General features: G+C 70.2%; 16 protein-coding genes. 7 read left to right on the top strand and 9 right to left on the bottom strand.

Annotated elements, in window-relative coordinates; all coding sequences use genetic code 11:
• Positions 1-20 precede the first annotated feature (20 nt).
• From ACIBLC_RS01420 to ACIBLC_RS01405, 4 genes are read left to right on the top strand one after another with little or no spacing between them, the layout of a single operon-like run.
• A complete protein-coding gene (locus tag ACIBLC_RS01420; protein WP_399208546.1) occupies positions 21-1,127 on the top strand; it encodes an aliphatic sulfonate ABC transporter substrate-binding protein in 1,107 nt (368 codons plus the stop codon).
• A 36-nt stretch (positions 1,128-1,163) separates the two neighbouring features.
• Positions 1,164-1,952 carry an ABC transporter ATP-binding protein gene (locus tag ACIBLC_RS01415; protein WP_399208545.1) on the top strand — a complete coding sequence of 263 codons (789 nt, stop codon included), beginning with the start codon at positions 1,164-1,166 and terminating at the stop codon, positions 1,950-1,952.
• Positions 1,939-2,844 carry an ABC transporter permease gene (locus ACIBLC_RS01410; protein WP_399208544.1) on the top strand — a complete coding sequence of 302 codons (906 nt, stop codon included), beginning with the start codon at positions 1,939-1,941 and terminating at the stop codon, positions 2,842-2,844. Before ACIBLC_RS01415 ends, ACIBLC_RS01410 begins: the two co-directional genes overlap by 14 nt.
• A 7-nt stretch (positions 2,845-2,851) precedes the next feature.
• Positions 2,852-3,589, top strand: coding sequence for a sirohydrochlorin chelatase (locus tag ACIBLC_RS01405; protein ID WP_399208542.1), 738 nt, complete (start codon positions 2,852-2,854; stop codon positions 3,587-3,589).
• Between the two features lie 11 nt (positions 3,590-3,600).
• Here ACIBLC_RS01405 and ACIBLC_RS01400 read toward each other — a convergent pair whose 3' ends face one another.
• A complete protein-coding gene (locus ACIBLC_RS01400; RefSeq protein WP_399208541.1) occupies positions 3,601-4,203 on the bottom strand; it encodes a TIGR03086 family metal-binding protein in 603 nt (200 codons plus the stop codon).
• A gap of 125 nt (positions 4,204-4,328) precedes the next feature.
• Here ACIBLC_RS01400 and ACIBLC_RS01395 point away from each other — a divergent pair, with 125 nt between their 5' ends.
• Positions 4,329-5,174: an aldo/keto reductase gene (locus ACIBLC_RS01395; RefSeq protein ID WP_399208540.1), complete on the top strand. Its 846-nt coding sequence runs from the start codon at positions 4,329-4,331 to the stop codon at positions 5,172-5,174.
• Positions 5,175-5,178: 4 nt separating this feature from the next.
• On the opposite strand, the gene ACIBLC_RS01390 is transcribed toward ACIBLC_RS01395, so the two are convergent.
• Positions 5,179-5,736, bottom strand: a complete 558-nt coding sequence (locus ACIBLC_RS01390) for a DUF1697 domain-containing protein (RefSeq protein ID WP_399208539.1) — start codon at positions 5,734-5,736, stop codon at positions 5,179-5,181.
• 264 nt (positions 5,737-6,000) lie between these two features.
• Between ACIBLC_RS01390 and ACIBLC_RS01385 the strand changes: the two genes are divergently transcribed.
• Complete coding sequence (locus ACIBLC_RS01385; RefSeq protein WP_399208538.1) at positions 6,001-8,265, top strand: MMPL family transporter; 2,265 nt, start codon at positions 6,001-6,003, stop codon at positions 8,263-8,265.
• A gap of 46 nt (positions 8,266-8,311) precedes the next feature.
• Here ACIBLC_RS01385 and mgt read toward each other — a convergent pair whose 3' ends face one another.
• Genes mgt through ACIBLC_RS01365 form a run of 4 tightly spaced genes read right to left on the bottom strand, consistent with a single transcriptional unit; the run spans position 8,312 to position 12,619 of the window.
• Complete coding sequence (gene mgt, locus ACIBLC_RS01380; protein ID WP_399208537.1) at positions 8,312-9,520, bottom strand: macrolide-inactivating glycosyltransferase; 1,209 nt, start codon at positions 9,518-9,520, stop codon at positions 8,312-8,314.
• 56 nt (positions 9,521-9,576) lie between these two features.
• Positions 9,577-10,854 (bottom strand): ABC transporter substrate-binding protein, encoded by a 1,278-nt coding sequence (locus ACIBLC_RS01375; RefSeq protein WP_399208536.1) that lies wholly within the window; start codon positions 10,852-10,854, stop codon positions 9,577-9,579.
• Positions 10,854-11,687, bottom strand: coding sequence for a carbohydrate ABC transporter permease (locus ACIBLC_RS01370; protein ID WP_399208535.1), 834 nt, complete (start codon positions 11,685-11,687; stop codon positions 10,854-10,856). The genes ACIBLC_RS01375 and ACIBLC_RS01370 overlap by 1 nt, the downstream gene beginning before the upstream one ends.
• A complete protein-coding gene (locus ACIBLC_RS01365) occupies positions 11,684-12,619 on the bottom strand; it encodes a carbohydrate ABC transporter permease (protein WP_399208534.1) in 936 nt (311 codons plus the stop codon). Before ACIBLC_RS01365 ends, ACIBLC_RS01370 begins: the two co-directional genes overlap by 4 nt.
• A gap of 204 nt (positions 12,620-12,823) precedes the next feature.
• Here ACIBLC_RS01365 and ACIBLC_RS01360 point away from each other — a divergent pair, with 204 nt between their 5' ends.
• Positions 12,824-13,687: a phosphotransferase enzyme family protein gene (locus ACIBLC_RS01360; protein ID WP_399208533.1), complete on the top strand. Its 864-nt coding sequence runs from the start codon at positions 12,824-12,826 to the stop codon at positions 13,685-13,687.
• Between the two features lie 39 nt (positions 13,688-13,726).
• Here ACIBLC_RS01360 and ACIBLC_RS01355 read toward each other — a convergent pair whose 3' ends face one another.
• The 3 genes from ACIBLC_RS01355 to ACIBLC_RS01345 form a co-directional block, all read right to left on the bottom strand.
• Positions 13,727-14,449 carry a 3'-5' exonuclease gene (locus ACIBLC_RS01355; protein WP_399208532.1) on the bottom strand — a complete coding sequence of 241 codons (723 nt, stop codon included), beginning with the start codon at positions 14,447-14,449 and terminating at the stop codon, positions 13,727-13,729.
• A gap of 113 nt (positions 14,450-14,562) precedes the next feature.
• Positions 14,563-15,801: an SAV2148 family HEPN domain-containing protein gene (locus ACIBLC_RS01350; RefSeq protein WP_399208531.1), complete on the bottom strand. Its 1,239-nt coding sequence runs from the start codon at positions 15,799-15,801 to the stop codon at positions 14,563-14,565.
• A gap of 115 nt (positions 15,802-15,916) precedes the next feature.
• Positions 15,917-17,263 (bottom strand): copper amine oxidase, encoded by a 1,347-nt coding sequence (locus ACIBLC_RS01345; protein WP_399208530.1) that lies wholly within the window; start codon positions 17,261-17,263, stop codon positions 15,917-15,919.
• Between the last annotated feature and the right edge of the window lie 64 nt (positions 17,264-17,327).

Raw genomic sequence — 17,327 nt, 5'->3', positions numbered from 1 at the left:
CAACGAGAGGAACACCTCCCGTGCCTGCCAACCGCTCCGCCGTCAAGCGCAGCCTCGCTCTGATAGCCGCGCTCCCCCTCCTCACCCTCGCCGCCTGCGGCTACGGTTCCGACTCCAAGGACGAGGGCACCTCGAAGGTCGCCGCCGGCGCCGAGAAGATCGACGGTCTCGACTCCGTGAAGATCGGCTACTTCGGCAACCTGACCCACGCGACCGCGCTGGTCGGCAACCAGAAGGGCTTCTTCCAGAAGCAGCTCGGTGCCACCAAGGCGGAGTACGCGGTCTTCAACGCCGGCCCCTCCGAGATCGAGGCGCTGAACTCGGGCTCCATCGACATCGGCTGGATCGGCCCCTCGCCGTCCATCAACGGCTACACCAAGTCCAAGGGCACGAACCTGCGCATCATCGGCGGATCGGCCTCCGGCGGCGTGAAGCTGGTGGTCAACCCGGACAAGATCAAGTCCCTGAAGGACGTCAAGGGCAAGAAGATCGCCACGCCGCAGCTCGGCAACACGCAGGACGTCGCGCTGCTCAACTGGATCGCGGACCAGGGCTGGAAGGTCGACGCGGACAGCGGCAAGGGCGACGTGTCCGTCGTCCGCACGGACAACAAGGTCACCCCGGACGCCTACAAGAACGGCTCCATCGACGGCGCCTGGGTGCCGGAGCCGACCGCGTCCAAACTGGTCGCCGAGGGCGGCAAGGTGCTGCTGGACGAGGCGGACCTGTGGCCGGACAACAAGTTCGTGATCACGAACATCATCGTGTCGCAGAAGTTCCTCAAGGCGCACCCCGACGTCGTCGAGGCCGTGCTGAAGGGCTCGGTCGAGACCAACAAGTGGATCAACGCCAACCCGGACGAGGCGAAGGCCTCGGCGAACGCGCAGCTCAAGATCGACTCCGGTAAGGAGCTGCCGGCGGCTGTGATCGACCCCGCGTGGAAGTCCATCCAGATCCTCAACGACCCGCTGGCCTCCACCCTCAGCACGGAGGCCGACCACGCGGTGAAGGCAGGTCTGCTCGAAAAGCCCGACCTCGACGGCATCTACGACCTCACGCTGCTCAACAAGGTCCTCGAGGCCGAGGGCGAGAGCACGGTCGACGACGCCGGTCTCGGCGCCAAGTAAGCCCGGTTCCCGATGAGTTCCCAGGAGGTGACGACCATGGCCACCACACTCGCCAAGGCTGCCGACAGCACCGAAGCGGTGGAGCATGCCGCCCGTATCGAGCATGTCTCGAAGTCCTTCGCCGGGCCCGCCGGGCAGCAACTGGTCCTCGACGACATCACGCTCGATGTCGCGCCGGGTGAGTTCGTCACCCTCCTGGGGGCCTCGGGTTGCGGCAAGTCGACGCTGCTGAACCTGGTGGCGGGGCTCGACGCCCCGTCCGCCGGGAGCATCTCGACGAATGGCCGCCCGGCCCTGATGTTCCAGGAACACGCCCTCTTCCCGTGGCTGACCGCGGGCAAGAACATCGAACTCGCCCTGCGTCTGCGGGGTGTGGCGAAGACCGAACGGCGCGAGAAGGCCGAGGAACTGCTCGGCCTGGTCCGCCTGAACGGCGCGTACGGCAAGCGCGTGCACGAGCTGTCCGGCGGTATGCGGCAGCGGGTCGCGCTGGCCCGCGCTCTCGCGCAGGACAGTCAACTGCTGCTGATGGACGAGCCGTTCGCGGCCCTCGACGCCATCACGCGGGACGTGCTGCACGACGAACTGACCCGCATCTGGCGCGAGACGAACGTGTCGGTGCTGTTCGTGACACACAACGTGCGCGAGGCGGTCCGGCTCGCCGAGCGCGTCGTCCTGCTCTCCTCCCGCCCCGGGAGGATCGCGCGCGAGTGGACGGTGGAGATCCCGCAGCCGCGCCGTATCGAGGACGCCGCCGTGGCGGAGCTGTCCGTCGAGATCACCGAAGAACTGCGTGGGGAGATCCGCCGTCATGGCCAGCACTGAGACCAGGACCGACGCGGTCGTCAGGGACAGGCACGACCTCTCCGGTCTGGAGGCGGGCCTCGACGCCCTGGAGACGACGACCCACACGGGCCGGACTCCCTTCCGGCAGACCTTCGTACAGAAGATCCTGCCGCCGGTCATCGCCATCGCGCTGGTGCTGGTGGTGTGGCAGGCACTGGTCTCGTTCGAGATCGTGACCGACCCGAGCAAGCTGCCCTCACCCGGCGCCGTCTGGGACCAGATCCAGCAGGCCTGGCTGGAGGGGAAGCTGCTCGGCTACATCTGGACGAGCGTCTCGCGCGGCCTGGCCGGCTTCGTGCTGGCGCTCGTCATCGGCACCCCGCTGGGGCTCCTGGTGGCGCGCGTGAAGTTCGTCCGTGCGGCGATCGGCCCCATTCTGTCGGGCCTACAGTCTCTCCCCTCGGTGGCGTGGGTCCCGCCGGCCGTGATCTGGCTGGGCCTGAACAACTCGATGATGTACGCGGTGATCCTCCTCGGCGCGGTCCCCTCGATCGCCAACGGCCTGGTCTCGGGCATCGACCAGGTGCCGCCGCTGTACCTGCGAGCCGGACGCACGATGGGAGCGACAGGGCTGCGCGGCACCTGGCACGTGGTCATGCCGGCCGCACTGCCCGGCTATGTGGCGGGACTGAAGCAGGGCTGGGCGTTCTCCTGGCGTTCGCTGATGGCTGCCGAGATCATCGCGAGCTTCCCCGATCTCGGCGTGGGCCTCGGCCAGTTGCTGGAGAACGGCCGCAACAACAGCGACATGGCGACCGTCTTCCTCGCCATCCTGCTCATCCTGTTCGTCGGTATCGCCATCGACCTGCTCATCTTCAGCCCGGTGGAGCGGTGGGTGCTCCGCAGCCGTGGCCTGCTGGTGAAGGGCTGAGCCGGTCATGCGCCATCAGCCGGTCCTTCTGGTCATCGCCCACGGCAGCCGCGACCCGCGGCACGCCGCGACGGTGCACGCCCTGGTGCGGCGGGTACGGGCACAGCGTCCCGGCGTCCGCGTCGAGACCGGCTTCCTGGACTTCAACATCCCGTCGGTGAACGGGGTGTTGGAGTCCCTGGCGGCCGAGGGCGTACGCGACGTGGTCGCCCTCCCGCTGCTCCTGACCCGCGCCTTCCACGCGAAGTCGGACATCCCGGCGGTGCTGCGCGCCGCACCACGACAGCTCCGCATCCGCCAGGCGGAGGTGCTCGGCCCCTCGCCGCTGCTGCTCTCGGCCCTCGAACGGCGTTTGTACGAGGCCGGGTTGACGCCCGCCGACAAGTCCTCGACCGGGGTCGTACTGGCCTCGGCCGGGTCCTCGGACCCGGAGGCGATCGCGGTGATCGCCGGCCTCGCGCGGGAGTGGCGGCAGACCGGCTGGTGCGCCGTGCGACCCGCGTTCGCCTCCGCCGCGCTGCCCCGCACGGAGGACGCCGTGCGGGAGCTGCGCCAACAGGGCTGCGCCCGGGTCGCGGTGGCCCGCTACGTCCTCGCGCCCGGTTTCCTGCCGGACCGCATCGCTCGGGGCGCCGCCGAGGCGGACGTACTCGCCGAGGTGCTCGGTCCCGCCCCCGAAGTGGCACGGGTGCTGCTGGAGCGGTACGACGAGGCCTCGCTGCCCGCCCTGGCGGCGGCGGGCTGAGCCGAGCGGCGTCAGCTCTCCACGTGGCCCGCGGGGGCCCGTCGCGGATCGCGTCCGCTCGCGGCCAGCGCCCGTTCGAAGGCGGGAGCGTCGGCGGGCACGGCCAGCGGATCGGCGAACCCGTCGTACTGGCGGTAGAGGTCGCCGTGCGTCTCGACGACGTCCAGGATGAGCCGTCCGGCGCCGTCCGAGACCCGGAACTCCTGGCCGGTCGCCTTGGCGACGTCCCAGCCGTGCACCGCCATCTCCTTGACGATCATCGAGGCGAGTTCGCCGGCCGGCATCTTCGCCGTCCCCAGGTCGACCTCGCCCTCCCACACGACAGGGTCGGCCCAGGCGGCGACGGCCCGGTCGAGCTGCTCGGCGTACGCCGGCGCCCAGCCGGGATCGGCCGCGAAGTCCCGGCCGGTGAGCTCCTCGGAGAGCTGCTCGCGCAGCGCCCGGTGTTCCAGTCCGTGCGAGGTGTAGAGGACCCAGTGGTTGACCAGGGTCCGCAGATCCCAGTCCGCGCAAGGGGTGGGACCGGCGAGCCGGCCGGCCGTGGCGCCACGCGCCACCCGAGCGGCCTCCGCGGCGCATTCGATCATGTACGGGTACACGCTCTCTTGGTTCATACGCCCCACGCTAGGGACGCGCCGCATCCCGCTCTTGAACAAACGCGACAGCCTCGTCGGCGACCCGCACAGCCCGGCGCGTGGTGCCGGACTCCGCCGACCGAGTCGCGTGTACCCTCCACCGAATGGTCGAGGAGAGAATCAGGATCGGCGGAGATCCGCCGGTACGTCGGCTCGGTTTCGGCACCGCTCAGCTCACCGGACCCGGCTACTGGGGGCCGCGCGGCGACCCGCAGGATGCGGTGGCCGTGCTCCGGCGGGCCGTCGAGCGCGGGGTCACGCTGATCGACACCGCCGACAACTACGGTCCGTCGATCGCCGAGGAACTGGTGGCGCGGGCTCTGCACCCCTACGCCGAGGGCTTGTTGATCGCCACGAAGGGCGGGGTCGTCCGTACCAGCGACCGCGCGTGGCACATCGCCGGACGGCCCGAGCAACTGTCGGCGATGTGCGAGGCGAGCCTGCGGCGGCTGCGACTGGACACGATCGGCCTGTACCAGTTGCACCGGCTGGACCCGGAGGTGCCGGTGGCCGAACAGCTGGGCGCACTCGACGAACTGCGCGCCCAGGGCAAGATCCGGCACATCGGACTGGACACCGTCACCGCCGAACAGCTCGCGTCCGCACTGGAGTCGACCGACATCGCCGCCGTGCAGAACCGCTACAACCTGCTCGACCGCGCTTCGGAGTCCCTGCTGAAGCTGTGCGAGGCGCGTGGGATCGCGTTCCTGCCGTGGTTCCCGCTCGGCAACGGCTCGCTCACCTCCGACCCGGTCTGCGCCGAGGTCGCCGCGGCGCACGGAGCGACTCCGGGCAAGGTCGCACTGGCCTGGCTGCTGCGCCGCTCCCCGGTGCTCTGCCCGACGCCGGGCACCGGCTCGCTCGCGCACTTGGAGGAGAACCTCGACGCGGCGGCCGTCCGTCTCACCGACGAGGACATGTCCCGCCTGGACGCGCTGGGCGGCGTATGAAAGGTCACTCCGCGGCAGCGGTACCGGTCAGCTCCTCCAGCTTGACGACGGTGTTCCAGTTGCGGGTGGTGGCCGTGACGCCCTTGAGGAGCCTCGGCCTGGACAGGGCCTCCGCGAGCTTGGAGCGGCCGAGGCCGTCGGGGGCGTACAGGTAGAGGACCCGGTCGCCGAGGCGGAACTCCTCCGGCAGGAAGACCGCCGGGTCGACCGGGTCGAAGCGCTCGGGGTCGACGGGGCCGGAGAAGTACGTGACGTGCAGCTGCTTGGCCTCCAGTTCGGCGGCCGGGAACGGGCACGCCTCGCGGACGGCCCTGAGGTGGGCGTGGTCGCGCACCAGGACGCCCACCCTGAAGCCGAAGTGCCTCTCGATCGCCGCCGCCAGCTCGGCGGCGAGGGATTCCTCGTCCCCGTGACCTGCGGTGAAGACGGCGTTGCCGCTCTGGAGATACGTGCGAACGCCACCGTGTCCGAGCCCCTCCAGCAGGGTGCGCAGCTCGGCCATCGGCACCTTCTTGCTACCGCCCACGTTGATTCCGCGCAGCAGCGCCGCATAGGTCGTCATCCGCTCACGATAGGTCCGGCCACGGCAGATCCGCACTCGATGAGGCGGGAAGGTCGGCGACCCTGATCACGACCCCCGAGAGGCCCGGATATATGTAAGGGGCCCTCATCCTCCGCAGTGCGGAGGCCCTCCGGTCCGAGCGGAGGAGTACGGGCGTCGGCGGCTCACCGGGCAGCACGACGAGACGCTCTTATCCGAGCCATACCTTCGAAGTGCGAGGTGACGGCAGGTGGCTGTCACCACAGACGAGGGGGCTTGCCCGTCATGCGGAACGGAGACACAAGGGTGCGGGGGATCGCCGCCCGAGCGGGTGGCTGGAGCGCCCGCCACCGATGGGCGGCCGTCGGAATCTGGGTGCTGTTCGTCGTCCTGGCGATGGGGTTGGGCTCGGCCGCGGGCCGCGTCGACGTCAAGGACAGCGATCAGCTCAAGGGCGAGACGCACACCGCCGCGAAGATAGTCGAGGACGCCGGCATCGAGGAGCCGGCCAGTGAGAGCGTCCTGATCCAGGCGAAGGACGCGGACACCAAGGCCACGGACGCCGGGTTCCGCAGCGCCGTCGCGGACGTCGTCGAGGCGGTCGAGGGCACCGGCGAGGCCACCGACGTGACATCGCCGTACGACACCCAGACCATCTCGAAGGACGGCCGCAGCGTCCTCGTGCAGTTCGACATGCGCGGCGCCTCGGACACCGCGGGCGAGCGGGTCGAGCCGGTCCTGAAGGCCGTCGAGGGGGTGCAGAAGGAGCACTCGGAGCTGCGGATCGAGGAGATCGGCGGCGCCAGCATGATGAAGACCTTCGACGACGCGTTCGGCGAGGACTTCGAGCGGGCCGAGATCTCGGCCGTGCCGGTGGCCTTCGGCATCCTGCTGATCGCGTTCGGCGCGCTGGTGGCGGCGCTGGTGCCGGTGGCACTCGCGGTCACCGCGATCATCGCGACGATGGGCCTGATGGGCATCGTCAGCCATGTGATGCCGATGAGCGACACGGCCAACTCCGTGATGCTGCTGGTCGGTCTGGCGGTCGGCGTCGACTACTGCCTGTTCTACCTCCGCCGTGAACGCGAGGAGCGCGAGGCGGGCCGGGACGCGCAGACCGCGCTGCGGATCGCCGCCGCCACCAGTGGCCGCGCGATCATCGTCTCGGGTGTGACGGTGTGCGTGGCGATGGGGGGCATGCTCTTCACCGGGCTCGCCGAGTTCGAGGCGATGGGCCTGGCCTCGCTGATGGTCGTGGCCGTCGCCATGGTCGGCTCCGTGACCGTGCTGCCGGCGCTGCTTTCGCTGCTCGGCGAGCGGGTCGAGAAGGGCCGGGTCCCGTTCCTGCACCGCGCCAAGCGACGCGGCAACGGCCCCAAGGGCAACGGCGAGAGCCGCTTCTGGGGTGCGGTACTGAAGGTCGTGCTCGCCAGGCCCGCGCTCGCGCTGGTCGTCGCCGCGGGCGCGCTGCTGGCCATCTCGGCTCCCGCCCTCGGCATGAAGACCCAAAACCTCACCCTGGACCAGGAGTTCGGCGACTCGCTGCCGATCGTGGGCACGTACAACCGGGTCAACGACGCGTTCCCCGGCGGTTCCGAGCCCGCCGAGGTGGTCGTCAGGGCGAACGACATCAACGCCGCCGACGTGAAGGCCGCGCTCGCCGACTTCCGTACGGAGGCGATCAGTTCGGGCGCCTCGCTCGGCCCGGTCGACATCAAGGTGCACGACGCGCAGAACGTCGCCTTCGTCTACGTACCGCTGGTCGGCGGCTCCGACCAGGAGAGGGCGGAGAAGAGCCTGACGCTGCTGCGCGACACGGTACGGCCCGACACGCTCGGCAAGGTCGACGGTGTGCAGGCGCCGATCACCGGACAGGTCGCCGGATCGGCCGACTTCAACGAGCAGTTGGTCGGCTCGGTGACCCCGGTCTTCGCCTTCGTGGTCGTCTTCGCCTTCCTGCTGATGCTCCTCTCGTTCCGCTCGCTGACCATCGCGATCACCTCGATCGTCCTCAACCTCCTGTCGGTCGCCGCCGCTTACGGCATCCTGGTCGGCGTCTTCCAGCACGGCTGGGGCGCGTCGCTGGTGGGTGCGGAGGGCGTGGGCGCCATCATCACCTGGCTGCCGCTGTTCCTCTTCGTGATCCTCTTCGGGCTCTCGATGGACTACCACGTGTTCGTGGTCTCGCGGATCCGCGAGGCACGGCTGCGGGGCCTGGAGACCACGGACGCCATCCGGCACGGCGTGGTCACCACGGCCGGCGTCGTCACCAGCGCCGCGGTCATCATGGTCGCCGTCTTCGCGATCTTCGGAACGCTGTCCATGCAGTCCATGAAGCAGATGGGCGTGGGCCTGGCGGCGGCGGTGCTCATCGACGCGACCATCATCCGCGGGGTGCTGCTGCCTGCCGTGATGGCCCTGCTCGGCGAGCGCAACTGGTACCTGCCGAAGTGGATGAACCGCCTCCCCGACCTCACCCACGACGAGTCCGCCGAGGCCGCGGCACCGCCCCAGCCGCCCGCCGTGGAGGGCGAGAAGGTGGGCGTGTAGACACACGTGACCGTCGCGCACGACAACACGTGACCGTGTCGTACGGCTACACGTGACCGGCGGCGGGCAGTTCGGCCTCGATGAGGTCGGCTGCCCGCCCCGTTCCGCCCTCCGCCGCCATCCCGTCCCGGATCTCCGTCAGCCGCCGCGCCACCTCGGGGTCGTCCGCCAGCGCGAGCACCGCCTCCCGCAGGGCCTCGGCGGTCGCCTCCTCCATCGGGAGGTGCCGGGCGACGCCCAGCGCCTGGAGCATGTCGGCGTTCCCGAACTGGTCGACGGCCTGCGGTACGGCGACCATCGGCGTCGCCGTCGCCAGCCCTTCCTGGCTGCCGCCCGCCCCGGCGTGGGTGACGAACGCGTCGGCCTGGCCCAGAACCGAGAGCTGCGGCACCCACTGGTGCACCTCCACGTTGCCGGGCACCTCACCCAGTTCGGCGGGGTCGACGAACTTCCCGACCTGGAGCACGACATGCCAGCCCGGCAGATCACCGAACGCCTCGACGCACTCCCGGTAGAACCCGGGCTGCTTGGTGAAACTCGAACCGAGCGACACGAGCAGCACCCGCTCGGCGCCGTCGGGCCGCCGCCACTCGCCCTGTGCCGACCGGTCGCCCTGGCAGGCGCCGACGAAGGTGTGGACCGTCTCGTCCACCCGGTCGGCGTGCGGCTGGAGCACCTTCGGAATCAGCACGAGCGAACGAGCGGGACGGCCGGTGAAGGGGTCGGGGTGCTGCGCGATCCCGTTCTCCTCCAGCCAGGCCTCGAAGCGCGCGTAGTAGGCCTGTCCGCGCTCGGTGCGGCGCGGCTCCGCCCACATCGGCTCGGCGACCTCCTCCTCGTACCCGGTCCAGGCGACGAGGTTCGGTGACAGGGAGACCGCGGGGACGCCCCAGCGGTGCGCGAGGACCCGCGCCGGGTACGAGGTGATGTCGTGCAGCACGAGGTCCGGCTCGTCCCCCTCGTAAGCCTTCACGAGCTGCGGCAGCGCCTGGATCGCGTCCGCGAGGAAGGGTTCGACGTTGTCGAGGAGGGTGGTCCCCCAGGCCTCGGGGTCGTCGTCGGGCGACGGCAGCGTCGACGTGTAGGGAACGGGCTCGGCACCGGTCGCGGCCACCTTGTCGGCGAAGACCGGCGGAATCGCGTACGTGACGCGGTGCCCGCGCGCGACGAGCTCCCGGATCACCTCGCTGCTCGGGTTCACGTGCCCGTGGGCGGCGATGGAGAACATGGCGATATGGGCGCGTCGAGTGGTCATGCGACGACCCTAAACGAGACGAGACGTCTCGTGCAATCGGTTATGGTGCCGGCACCTCATCTCTGATAGCGGGCCAGCACCAGGTTCCCGTCCTCCACCAGCCGCCTTCTCAGCTCGTCGAGATCGATCGCCCCGCTGTAGTACTCCTGGAACGCGGGGGTCGCGACCTTGTCCTTCCACTCCGGATAGCCGCGCACGGACTGGGCGGGCGCCGAGCGCAGCTGGGCCGCGAGCGCGGTGCCGGTCGCCCAGTCGTCCTCGGTGGTGTGCAGGGCGGGATCCTTGAGGGCCTCGGTGCCGGTGGGCAGCATCCAGTCGCCCAGGGCGAGCCGGACCATGTTCTTCGGCCGGAGCAGGAAGCCGATGAACTCGGCGGCCTCCTTCTTGTGCGGGCTGTCCTCCGCGACGGAGAGGGTCTGCGGGCTGACGCCCTGGGTGAGGCCGTCCGCGCCGGCCGGAGCGGGCAGCACCTGCCAGTCGAAGCCCTTCGGCGCCTGCTGCACGATCTGCTGGCGGTAGGAGAAGCCGAGCGGGACCATCGCGTACTTGCCGCCGAAGAAGCCGGGCAGTGTGTCGGAGCCGCCCATGCCGAGCGTCACGCTCGACGCGCTCCCGTCCGTGTTCACCCCGTCGTGGACCGTCCTCGGCACCACCTCGTCGGCCGCGTCGAAACGGACCGTCACCTTGCCGTCGGCGCCCCGGTGGAACATCTGCCCGCCGGTGGAGAGGGAGAGGTTGAGCGTCGCCGACACCGGTTCCTTGAGCGGCCAGGCGACCCCGTACTTCCCCCCGCCGCTCAACTCCTTCGCGATCGAGCGGAACTCCTCCCACGTCCACGGGTCCTCCGGCGTCGGGACGCGGACCCCCGACTCCCCGAGCCACTCGGCGTTGGCGATCAGGACGCGCGGCTCCTGGAGGAACGGCACTCCGTAGACCCGGCCCCCGAAGGTAGCCGTCTCCCAACTGCGCTCCGGGATGTCGGACTTCAGCCGCGCGGGCAGCAGCTCGCTCAGGTCGGCGAGGTAGCCGCCGTACGCGAAGTCCGCCAGGTCGTCCGAGGCGTCGTGGATGATGTCCGGCGCCTCACCGCCCTCGAAGGAGGTGAGCAACTGGTCGTGGACGCTGTCCCAACTCCCCTGCACGTACTCGACCCTGACGTCCGGGTGCGCCGCGTTCCACTCCCGTACCAGTTCCTTGTTGGCGTCGACGGACTCCTGCTGCCAGGCGAGCGACTGGAACCGGAGGGTGATCCTTCCGTCGGAGGCGCCGTCGTCCGACGAACAGGCGGTGAGCAGCAGCCCCATGACCAGCGCGAGGATCCAGCGCGTACGCATCAGCTCTTCACCGCCCCGGTGAGCATGCCGCCCGTGATCCGCTTCTGGATGATCGCGAAGATGACCAGCGAGGGGAGTGTCGCGAGGAACGCCGCGGCGGCGAGCGGGCCGAGGTCGGCGACTCCCTCGGCCCCGATGAAGTGGGTGAGGACGACGGGAAGCGTCTGCTTCTCCGGGGTCTTGAGGAGCACGAGCGCGAAGAAGAACTCGTTCCACGCGCTGATGAACGCGAACAGCGCCGTCGCCACGATGCCGGGCGCGAGCAGCGGCGCCGTGATGGACACCAGGGTGCGCACCCGGCCCGCCCCGTCCACCGCCGCGGCCTCCTCCAACTCCGTGGGCACGGCCCGTACATAGCCCACCAGCATCCACAGCGCGAACGGCAGCGCCCACACCACGTACACCATCACCAGTCCCGCCAGTGAGTTGATCAGTCGGAGGTTCTTGAGGACCAGGAACAGCGGGATGATCACGAGCACGAACGGGAACGCCTGGCTGACCACGACCCACCCGGTGGCGGCCTTCGCGAGCCGGGTGCGGTGGCGTGCCATGACGAACGCCATCGGCGTCGCGATCAGTACGGCGACGACCGCCGCGCAGGACGCCGCGATCAGCGAGTTGAACGCGGCCTGGAGCAGCGGCTGTTCGTCGAAGGCCTGCCGGAAGTTGGCGAGCGTGGGGTTCCTGGGGATCCAGGTGGGGTGCAGGCTCGCCAGTTCGCGCGGGGGTTTGAAGGCGGTGGAGATCAGCCAGAGGAAGGGGAAGGCGAGGAAGACGAGATAGCCGAGCAGCGCGAGGTACTGGCCCGCGCGGGCGCCCTTGCTTGTCCTCATGCGTCCGCACCTCCCCTCAGACGGCCGACGAGGAAGACGGCGAGGAGGACCGAGATCAGTGCGACCATCACGCAGCCCATCGCCGCCGCGTAGCCGAACTGGCCGTAGCGGAAAGCCTCTTCGTAGGCGAAGAGCATGGGCAGCCTCGTGCGGCCGCCCGGGCCGCCGTTGGTCAGCACGTAGACCAGCGCGAACGAGTTGAAGTTCCAGATGAGGTTGAGCGCCGTGACGGCGAGCGCGACGGGCCTCAGCGCGGGCCAGGTGACCGTGCGGAAACGGCGCCAGGCGCCCGCGCCGTCCATCGCGGCCGCCTCGTGCAGTTCGCGCGGGGTGTTCTGCAGGCCGGCGAGCAGGGCCACCGTCGTCTGGGGCATGCCGGCCCAGACACCGACGACGATGACGGCGGGCAGGGCGGTCGCCAGGCCGCTCAGCCAGTCACGGCCGTCCCCGAGACCGAGGTCGCGCAGCGTCTCGTTGAGGATGCCCGCGTCCGGGTTGTAGACGAGCCGCCACATCACGCCGACGACGACCTCGGGCATCGCCCACGGCACGATCGCGAGGGCGCGTGCGAGCCAGCGCAGGCGGAGCTCCTGGTTGAGCAGGAGAGCGAGTCCCAGCGCGAGGAGGAACTGCGGCACGGTCACCCCCACCGCCCACAGCAGCCCGATCCGGAACGAGTCCCAGAACAGCGTGTCGTGCAGCAGGTCCTGGAAGTTGAGCACCCCGATCCACTGCGTGGACCTCGTCCGCCCGGACTGCGAGTCGGTGAACGCCAGCGCGATCCCGTACAGCAGCGGTCCGACGCTGAGCACCAGGATCGGGATCAGCGCGGGCAGCACCAGGAACCAGGCGCCATGGTCGGCGGGACGGCGCTCTCCGCCCGTGCCGGACGCACGCTTCGCCGGCCGCCTCGTCGCGGTCGCCAGTGTCACTGATTCGGCTCCTTTTGGGCGGCTCGTAGGGGTCTGGCCGCCCAGGCGGCCCCCGTCATCGTGCTGAGGGGCCGACTCCGCGTCAAGGCAGCGCGCAGCCCCTTCCTGAGCGCCCTACCTGTGCGGATGCCACACTGACCGACGTGAATGGCGTGATCGTGACGTCGGGTGCCGGGAACCGGCGGGAACCGTGGGAGGCGCGGGATGGACGAGGCACAGGCGCGGAACGTGCTGGCCGCCGCGGAGGTGCTGCCAGGGCCGGTGCGGGAGGCGGCTCTCCTCGCCCTGGGCGAGAACGCGGTGTTCGCCGCCGGCGACCTGGTGGTCAAGGTCGGGCGCGACGCCGAACTCCTGGACCGCGCACGGCGGGAGGTGGAGATCGCGGCCTGGCTCGCCGACGCGGGCGTCCCGGCGGTGCGGGCTGCCGAGCCGGAGGCGCGGCTGGTCGACGGTCACCCGGTGACGGTGTGGCACCGGCTTCCCGATCCCGTACGCCCCGCGGAGCCCCGCGATTTGGCCGAACTGCTACGGGTGGTGCACGCGCTGCCTTCCCCCTCCTTCGCGTTGCCGCCCCGCGAGCTGCTGGGCGGTGTGGAGCGCTGGCTGCGGCTGGCGGGCGACGCGATCGACCCCGCGGACGCGGCGTATCTGCGGTCCCGGCGCGACGGCTTCGCGACGGCCGCCGCGGCGCTCACCCCACACCTGGCGCCGGGGCCGATCCACGGAGACGCGCTGCCCCGCAACGTCCATGTCGGCCCCGACGGCCCGGTCCTGGTCGACCTGGAGACCTTCTCCGCCGATCTGCGCGAGCACGATCTGGTGGTCATGGCCCTGTCCCGCGACCGCTACGGCCTGCCCGCCGAGGCGTACGGCTCCTTCACCGAGGCGTACGGCTGGGACGTCCGTGAGTGGGAGGGCTGTTCCGTGCTCCGGGGAGCACGGGAGACCGCCAGTTGTGCCTGGGTCGCGCAGCACGCGCCGGTGAACCCCAAGGCCCTGGCCGAGTTCGAGCGCAGGGTGGCGTCCTTGCGGGACGGCGACGAAGGCGTGCGCTGGCACCCCTTCTAGAAGCTGTCCTCCCTGGAACCGACGCCCTCTCAGGCGGGCTCAGACCCGCTCGTCCGCCAGGTCCCGCAGCGGCCAGGTGCCGTCCACCACCGCGTCCGCCTCGCCCTTGCGACGCAGGAAGCTCTGGAAGTCGGCCGCCCACTCGGCATACCACTCGATCTGGCGGCGGTGCAGCTCCGCCGGGCCGATGGCGGCGACCTTCGGGTGGCGGTCGGCTATCGCACAGGCCAGCCGGGCCGCGGCGAGCGCGTCGGACGAGGCGTCGTGGGCGGTGTGCAGCGACACCCCGTACTCCGTGCAGACCGCTTCGAGGTTGCGCTTGCCGCGGCGGTAACGGTCAACCGAGCGGTCGATCGTGTACGGGTCGATGACGGGTGCCGGATCCACGCCGCCCAGCCGGTCGCGCAGCGACGGCAGACCGTATCTCCGCAGCTCCGCGGAGAGCAGGGTCAGGTCGAAGGCCGCGTTGTAGGCGACGACGGGCACGCCCGCCTTCCAGTAGGTGACGAGGACGCCCGCGATCGCGTCGGCCACCTGGTCGGCCGGCCGGCCTTCGGAGGCCGCCCGTTCGTTCGAGATGCCGTGCACCGCCACCGCGTCCGCCGGAATCTCGACGCCCGGATCGGCCAGCCACTCCCGGCGCCCCATGGACTCCGAGTCCTTGACCTCGATCACGGCCGCCGTGACGATGCGCGCCTCGCGCGGATCCGTCCCGGTCGTCTCCAGGTCGAAGCCGATCAGCAGCTCCCGGTGCCAGCCCATGGGCGGCCCCCCTTCTGTGTGGTGCTTTCCCCCAGTGGTCTCCACGATCCCATGCACCACTGACAATCCGAGGGCCGCGTTCCGCTTCGGTCGGCTCCCGGCGTGCCGGAGCGTCAGGACACCGGCCGGGAATCCGCCCAGGCCACCTCGAACTCCTCGCGGTATGTAGCGAAAAGCCCCTCTTCGTTAATCTCGTCCGCTTTGACCACCCGGCTTCCGCCGCGCAGCACCAGCACCGGCGCCTCCATGCCCCGCGTACGGCGCAGATAGGACTGCACGACCGCGACGCCGTCCGAGCCGTCGCCGTCCACGAGGTAGGCGGTGAAGCGGGGCGTCTCGTCGTAGACCTGGATCTCGAAGGCTCCCGGGTCGCGCAGCCGGGATCGCACGCGGCGCATGTGCAGGATGTTCATCTCGACGGCACGGCTCAACTCACCCCGCTTGATGCCGAGTTCCCGCTCGCGCCGCTTCACCGAGCTGGACGCGGGGTTCAGGAACAACAGCCGCACCCGGCAGCCCGACTCGGCGAGCCGCACGAGCCGCCGGCCGGAGAAGTTCTGCACCAGCAGGTTCAGGCCGATGCCGATGGCGTCGAGCCGGCGGGCGCCGCCGAAGAGGTCCTCGGCGGGGAACTGGCGCAGCAGCCGCACCCGGTCCGAGTGCACCCCGACCACGTCCGCGTACCGGTCGCCGACCAGGTTCTCGACGGCGTCGACGGGCAGCCTGCGCGCGGAGGGCACGTCGCTGCCGGCGCCGAGTATCTCCAGGAGCTTCGACGCGGCCCGCTCGGCCTGCGCGAGGACCGCCTCGGACAGGGCCCGGTTGCGCGAGACCACGTTCCGGGTGACTTCCAGCTCGTCCAGGGCGAGTTCGACGTCCCGGCGCTCGTCGAAGTACGGCTCGAAGCACGGCCAGTGCTGCACCATCAGCTCGCGGAGCTGCGGCAGGGTCAGGAAACTGAGCACGTTGTCGTCGGCGGGGTCGAGCAAGTACCCCTTGCGGCGGCTGACTTCGCGTACGGCGACGGCGCGCTGCACCCACTCCTGCCCCGCGGGTCCGGCGGCGGCGACCACCCATTCGTCGCCGTGGACGGGTTCGTAGATGGGACGGAGAACAGCGGCCACGACCGCGCGCAGCCGCTGCTCGACCAGGTTCAGCCAGATGTAGGCACGCCCGGCCCGCTGGGCGCGCGTACGCACCTCGCTCCAGGCGTCGGCGCCCCAGTCCAGTTCCGGTCCAATCGATCCCATTTCCATCGGCCGTGCCAGGGACACCGCACCGGGTGGGACATCTGTGGAGTTCCCCTCGTGACCCTCGTCACCAGGAGGCAACTCCAGCCCTCCCGAGCCCACCCGCGCACCGCCTTCCGCTCCCCCGAGCTCTCGCGTGGAGCAAGCCCCCACTCAACGATCAAGGAAGGGTACTCCGGGAGCGGTCAGCGGTGCAGCCCGATGGACAGGTCGTTTCTCAACTACCGTTTTCCACTTGCCCGTTCTGATTGGCGAGCGCCGGCGGAGTGAGGGGATTCATAGCCGTGACATCGCGCGGGGCGATGGAGAAGCCCTGCCAGTGGACCGGCATGGGCTGCTGGTCCTCGTCACGCGCGACGTGGTGGAAGCCCACGTTGACCCAGGCGACGGGGTGGGTGAGGGTCTGTCCGTTGACCCACTTGTCGACGGACTTGCCCGCGCCGGTACCGCAGTTGGCCGGGTTGTTGCTGGCGAACTGCTCGCACTTCTTGTATTCGGTGAAGTAGAGGTCGTGCTTGGTGAAGCTGCGCCCCGGGTACTTGGTGGTGGCGCCGGGGACGATCTCGTACGAGCGCGCGTGCAGGTCCTTGTTCTTCCCGATGTCGCTGACGACGCGCCACCAGCGCATGTTCTTGGCGTCGCCCGCGAGTTCCTTGGTGATCTTGGTGCGGGTGGTCTTGTTGGTCGGCCCCTCGTTGCCGTTCGCGGGCGGGGTGACCACGGAGTCGTACTGCTCGACCTTGTTCTTGGACGAGCCGTCCAGGCCGAACTGGAGCCGCCAGAACACGTTGTGGCTGTGGCTGGTGGCGTACGACTTGGCACCCTTGCCGATCGGCCAGCCGCGGCCGTCACCCGCGTCGTAGTCACCGGGCGAGAGGCTGCCGGTGGCGCCGACGTTCATGTTGACGGTGCCGTCGTCCTGGAAACGCCACTCGGTGATGTACTCGTACCAGCCCACCTGGTTGACGGTGTAGACCAGCAGGTCCTTGCCCTGGGTCTGATAGACCTTGTTCGCCGTGTCGCCCTGCATGCGGTAGGCGTGGCCACGCGTACGGGTCGTGGTGCACAGGCCGTTGGCGGTGGGGTGTGCCGGGTCCCAGGCGTTGGGGATCTTGACTTTCTTGATCGTGCCGCCGGGGCACTCGCCGGGGGCCAGGTTCATCAGCCCCTGGCCGAAGCCGGCGCCGGTGAGGTCGTCGTACTCGGCCTTGCCGTCGTCGTAGGGCACGTGGATCTGGGCGAGCTTCGCGCTGGTGAGGACCTTGATCGGGCGGGCCTCCCCCTTGGGCTGGTACGAGATGTTCTCCAGGACGAGCCCGGCCTCACTCTCGTAGTGCCAGCACATCCGCCAGGTGGTGCCGGTGGAGAGTCTCTGCTCGATCCGGTAGGACAAACCGCAGGTGGCGGCGGCCGCGGGGGCCGCCTGGGGCTCGGCGACCGCCGGTCCCGCGATGGTGGCCGCTCCGACGGTCAGCGCGGCGACCGAGAGGGCCACCGCCGTCCGGCTGCGGGCACGGCTGGTTCCCAGCGGCCGGAGGCCGTTGAGCGAGGTCTTGATGGGCATGACGAAGAGACTCCCTGCGAACGCGGAAAAGGAGGTGAGTGGGATACGGGAACCGACAGCGGCC

This window comes from Streptomyces sp. NPDC050535 (assembly GCF_044457665.1).
Classification (GTDB): Bacteria; Actinomycetota; Actinomycetes; order Streptomycetales; family Streptomycetaceae; genus Streptomyces.
Note: the sequence above shows the minus strand (reverse complement) of the source record. Positions and strands in the feature narration are given on the sequence as shown.